This is a genomic window from Candidatus Poribacteria bacterium (genome assembly GCA_021295715.1).
Classification (GTDB): domain Bacteria; phylum Poribacteria; class WGA-4E; order WGA-4E; family WGA-3G; genus WGA-3G.
The window spans coordinates 1-5,026 of sequence record JAGWBV010000140.1 but is presented as its reverse complement, the minus strand read 5'-3'; the positions used below and the strand labels follow the sequence as shown (position 1 = coordinate 5,026).

The following is a 5,026-nucleotide window of genomic DNA, read 5'->3' as shown; positions in this document are numbered from 1 at the left end:
TGTTAGATAATGCTGGGCGGTTGAAACTTGACGTAAAAGGGAAGATTCTCTTTGAAACAGGAAAGGCTACGCTGAGCCCGGAAGGAAAGGCACTTTTAGACGCGATTTCTCAAGAAGTCTTGCTGAATACTCATTATTCAGATTACGCAGTGCGGGTTGAGGGACACACGGATGACACACCGATTGCAGGTTCTGAAATCCAAAACTGGAACCTCTCCACCGAGCGCGCAATCGCTGCTGTGAAATACTTGCAGGTACATGCTGGCGTTGATGCACAACGTATGGCAGCGACAGGGTATGCCTTCTACCAACCGATAGATGCCGCTGATACGCCCGAAGCCAAAGCGAAAAACCGGAGAATCGAAATAATACTCGTCCCTCCCCAAGATTTTTTATCTGAACTTCTGACTTCGCTTCAGAAAGTGATGGCTTCTATTGAGAAACAGGTGAGTCAGTAATTTTATAAGGGGTAAGTGACGTAATTATGGGCTTTACTATAATTGGGCTTTGGGGTATAATAGCAAACTACCGACAGACAAATGGCACTACAAGTATCTGTTGATATTCCCACTTACATTTAAACGAAAGGAAAACGAGTAGTGTTTTCAAAAAGCAGACAACACTCCGGATCCAAAACTACGTCATCTCAACGAGGACACGGCTTTGGGACGGCTCCAGTGTTTCTTACTTCAATTACAACCATCCTCGGTGCCATTCTTTTTTTACGATTCGGTTATGCTGTAGCGAATGTTGGACTCTGGGGGAGCCTCATCATTATCCTCCTCGGGCATTTGGTCACCATTCCCACAGTGTTAGCAGTATCGGAAATTGCAACCAACCGCCGTGTCGCAGGCGGGGGTGCCTATTATATTGTGAGCCGCTCCTTTGGCACCAGCATTGGAGGGGCGATCGGACTCGCCTTGTATTTTTCCCAAGCGATCTCGGTCGCTTTCTATATGGTAGCATTTGCCGAAGCTTTTGTTCCTATCTATCAGTGGATCTTAGACACCTATGAATTCAGTCTTGACCCGCGAGCGGTGAGTGTCCCGTGTACCATATTGCTCATCGCACTCATGTTGACGAAAGGCGCAGACATAGGGGTGTCGGCACTCTGGGGTATCAGTGCAATCCTCGGAGCATCAATAGCGACGTTTTTTCTCGGTCAGGGGCCTGAATCCATACAGCCCAACGGTCTGGATATTACTGCACGCATTGAAAACGGAGATAGCTTCGGGACGGTGTTCGCAACCTGTTTTCCCGCCTTCACTGGGATGATTGCCGGTTTGGGACTCTCCGGGGACCTGAAAAACCCTCAGAAAAGTATACCACTTGGCACTATTGCAGCGACACTCACAGGGATGATCGTCTACATTTTTGTTGCCTTTAAATTGTGCCAGAGTGCTACACCAGAAGCACTCGCCGCTGATCAGTTTGTCATGGCACAGATTTCCTTATGGGGACCGGCTATCTATATTGGATTGGGAGCCGCTGCACTATCGTCCGCTCTCGGCTCAATCCTCGTGGCACCCAGAACACTCCAAGCACTGGCACGCGACAATGTCCTGCCGATTCCCAAACTGAACCGCCTCATGGAAAAAGGGTTCGGAAAGAATGAAGAACCCGTATACGCAACGTGTGTATCAGGCGCAATCGCTATAGTGTTCGTTGGCATAGGCGGAGTGGACTTTATCGCTCAGATCCTCAGTATGTTCTTCATGGTAATGTACGGGGCACTCTGTACTGTTTCATTTCTTGAGCATTTCGCTGGGAATCCGTCCTATCGCCCGACTTTCCATTCTCGGTGGTACCTGTCCCTGCTGGGGACCTTGATGTGCGGATTGATGATGATTCAAATAAGTGCACTATACGCCTTCATCTCGGTTTTTCTCATGGCGATAACTTATCTCGGACTCCGCCGCACCAGTAGCAGCCAACGCGATTTGACAGCGATTTTCCAAGGAACGATGTTTCAGTTAACGCGGTGGTTGCAGACCACGCTGCAGAAGAATCGAGTCATTACATCGGAAGGCGGATGGCGTCCCTCGATCATCGCTATGACGCGATTCGCAGAACATCGCCTTGGTCATTTTGACTTGCTCCGTTGGATTTGCCACCGGCACGGATTCGGTCAATTTATTCAGTTCCTGCCTACTGATTATTCGTTTACCAGCGACCAAGAAGCGCGTAGCCGTGTTGAGGGGTTGATTCATCGAACGGAGATGAGTAAAGCAGGGATCTTTGTTGATTGCGTAATTTGCCCCACATTTCAACTCGCTATGGCACAAATACTACAGATGCCAGGGATTTCTGGCTTACCAAACAACTGTGTCCTACTTGAGTTTAAACGGGAGAACCCTGAGGAGTTTGAAGAAGTTAAACAAGGGGCTCGTCTCGCAGCAAGCTTAATGTCCAACGTCTTGATCCTGCGATCAACAGAATACCGATTCGGGTATCGCGCCTCAATCCATGTGTGGGTGACTGAGGATAACTTGAAAAATGCACCCCTGATGCTGCTGCTCGCCTATATCATTGTGGGACATCCAGAGTGGAAACGTGCTGAAATACAACTCTTCGCCTGCTCCGAGGCAAGAAGCGCTGAACGTGAGGCTGACGAACTCTCTACACTGATGAAGGAAGGTAGGATCCCCATTTCAAGGCAGAATGTGACCTCTATTTCCTATACCAGCCCAGAGATTTTGGAAGAAGAGGTGACGCAAAGATCTTTTCAGGCGGACCTGATTATCGCAGGCTTAACAGAGGAAAGCCTTAATTCTGAGGAATTAGCCCAAACGTTACTATCCTACAAAGGCGTGAACGACATCCTGTTCGTTCATTCAATTGAGGAAATCGCTATTGATTAACGAAGGCTACAGCCTGATTTTGCTGAAAGACTTTAACACGCATCGTAGAGGGTATTTCCAAGGCATCTATGCGGCAAGAAGGAATTGAACTTGCCTACGTGAAAAAGGAAGTGTTGTTATCAACACAAGGCGAACAACCCTCACCCCACAATATTTGTATAGGGATCAGGGGCGTGCCTGACCCCTAACAGAAGGGATAGCATAGGATGGAAGAATTAATACCACAGTTACGTGATTTACTTGATAAACCTCTCATCACGCTGGATGATCCGGTAAAAGTAAGTCAGGTCGGCTTATTAATAGTTACTTTGGCAATTTCCTTCGCAATCGCAGGATTTTTGCGTTGGTGGTTCCGTCGGTTGTTTAAGCATCTGAATATGGCAGAAAATGTTGAAAGCCGATTGCTCGCACTCCTTTTCCTCATCATTATGGTCGTTGGGACTATTTTGGGGTTACGGTTCGCTGGTATCGGGTCGGTGATTCTGAGTAAATTCTTTCACTATCCGCTCACCGAACTATTTCAACCACCCGATGCTGAGGCAGAAGGTTCAGGTGAACGTAATTTAACCTTAGCGCGCCTGTTTTATGCGTTCGTGATTGTTTTTGGGATGTTTGTCCTCTCTAAATACGTGCAATGGGTGCTCCGGCAGCAGGTGCTACTAGCTTTTCAAATCGCACAACATACACAGTTTCTCTTACTCCGTTTCCTTCACTTCAGTTTTATTCTTCTCGGAATATTCATTGGCTTGAGTGCGATTGGAGTCAGTTTCACAAGTTTGGCGTTGATTTTCGGTGGATTGAGTATCGGTATCGGTTTCGGTTTACAGAATATTGCCTCTAACGTGATTTCGGGGTTCATTCTAATTTTTGAACGTCCTATCAAAATTGGGGACCTCGTAGAGATTATGGACGTTAACATATTTGGGAGAGTGAGTAGCATCAATCTGCGTTCGACTGTTATCGTCTCGCTTGATGAGAAGGAGATTATTGTGCCGAATTCTCAATTGATTTCGGAGTCCGTCCATAATCTCACGCACGCCAACAAGCTGTACCGGCTTCGTATTCCGGTGGGGGTGTCCTACGGTTCAGATGTGGATCTTGTCAAGCAAGTGTTACTTGATGCTGCAGATGAACATCTCGGCGTGATCAAAGAATCGCTTCCGAGAATCAGCAACGTTACGGCTCCTTTCGTTCGCTTTATTGCTTTTGGAAATTCATCCTTAGACTTTGAGTTATTGGTCTGGATTCCGGACTCTTTTCAGCGTTTTGATGTTGCCAGTGATCTCCATTTCATAATCTGGCATAAATTTAAAGAACATGATATTACAATCGCATTCCTACAACTTGATGTCCATCTTGATTCAACAGAAACGAACGAATAATTGAAAATCAAGGCTCACTTTTACAGATGAGGCACAGTGGCATGACTGACGTAAGCACACCAACGATATGGAAGATAACGAAAGGGCACAGTCCCGTCGTCGCAGCAGCAATTCATGATGGGCATCACGTCCGTGAGGAAGTGTCGAGAATTCTGGCTTTAACCGAGGCAGAACGGCTCCGAGAAGAAGACCCATTTACTGCTATCTGGACTGAGGTTGCAGAAACACGGATTATAGGTTCGCACTCCCGCTTTGAGGTAGATCTGAACCGTCCTCGTGAGAAAGCCGTTTATATTAAACCGGAGGATGCCTGGGGGCTTCATGTTTGGAAGGAGCGTCCGGATGAACAGCTGATCCGCAGATCCTTAGCAGGATACGATGCTTTCTATTCGGAAGTCCGAAGTCTATTGACAGATGTGGCACAGCACTTTAAGCATTTTGTTGTTTTCGATTTACATTCATACAATCATCGGCGCGAGGGACCCAGTGCCCCGCCAGCAGATGCAGAAGGTAATCCAGAGGTGAACATCGGTACCGGAAACATGGATCGTCAGAAATGGGGACCCTTGATTCAGCGTTTCATGGAAGATCTTCGGAATTTCGACTTTATGGGCAGACACCTTGATGTCAGAGAAAATATCAAATTCCGAGGTGGACAGTTCGCACGATGGATTCATGAATCCTTTCCAAACTCTGGTTGTGCGATTGCCATTGAATTCAAAAAATTCTTCATGGATGAGTGGACAGGTGAGCCAGATATGATGAAAATCAATACTATTCAAC

The 5,026-nt window shown here is 46.9% G+C and carries 4 protein-coding genes; all 4 read left to right on the top strand.

The annotated features are described in order from the left end of the window. Positions 1 to 458 (top strand): OmpA family protein (locus tag J4G07_21735; protein MCE2416606.1); only part of this gene is annotated, 458 nt, incomplete at its 5' end. A gap of 141 nt (positions 459 to 599) precedes the next feature. Continuing rightward, a complete protein-coding gene (locus tag J4G07_21730) occupies positions 600 to 2,861 on the top strand; it encodes a hypothetical protein (protein ID MCE2416605.1) in 2,262 nt (753 codons plus the stop codon). Between the two features lie 206 nt (positions 2,862 to 3,067). Next, a complete protein-coding gene (locus tag J4G07_21725; GenBank protein ID MCE2416604.1) occupies positions 3,068 to 4,243 on the top strand; it encodes a mechanosensitive ion channel in 1,176 nt (391 codons plus the stop codon). A 41-nt stretch (positions 4,244 to 4,284) separates the two neighbouring features. Next, the coding region (locus J4G07_21720) for an N-formylglutamate amidohydrolase (protein MCE2416603.1) at positions 4,285 to 5,026 on the top strand (742 nt) is incomplete at its 3' end.

Coding starts and splice junctions, on each gene's coding strand:
- J4G07_21725 (MCE2416604.1), top strand. CDS start 3,068: ATGGAAGAATTAATACCACAGTTACGTGATTTACTTGATAAACCTCTC.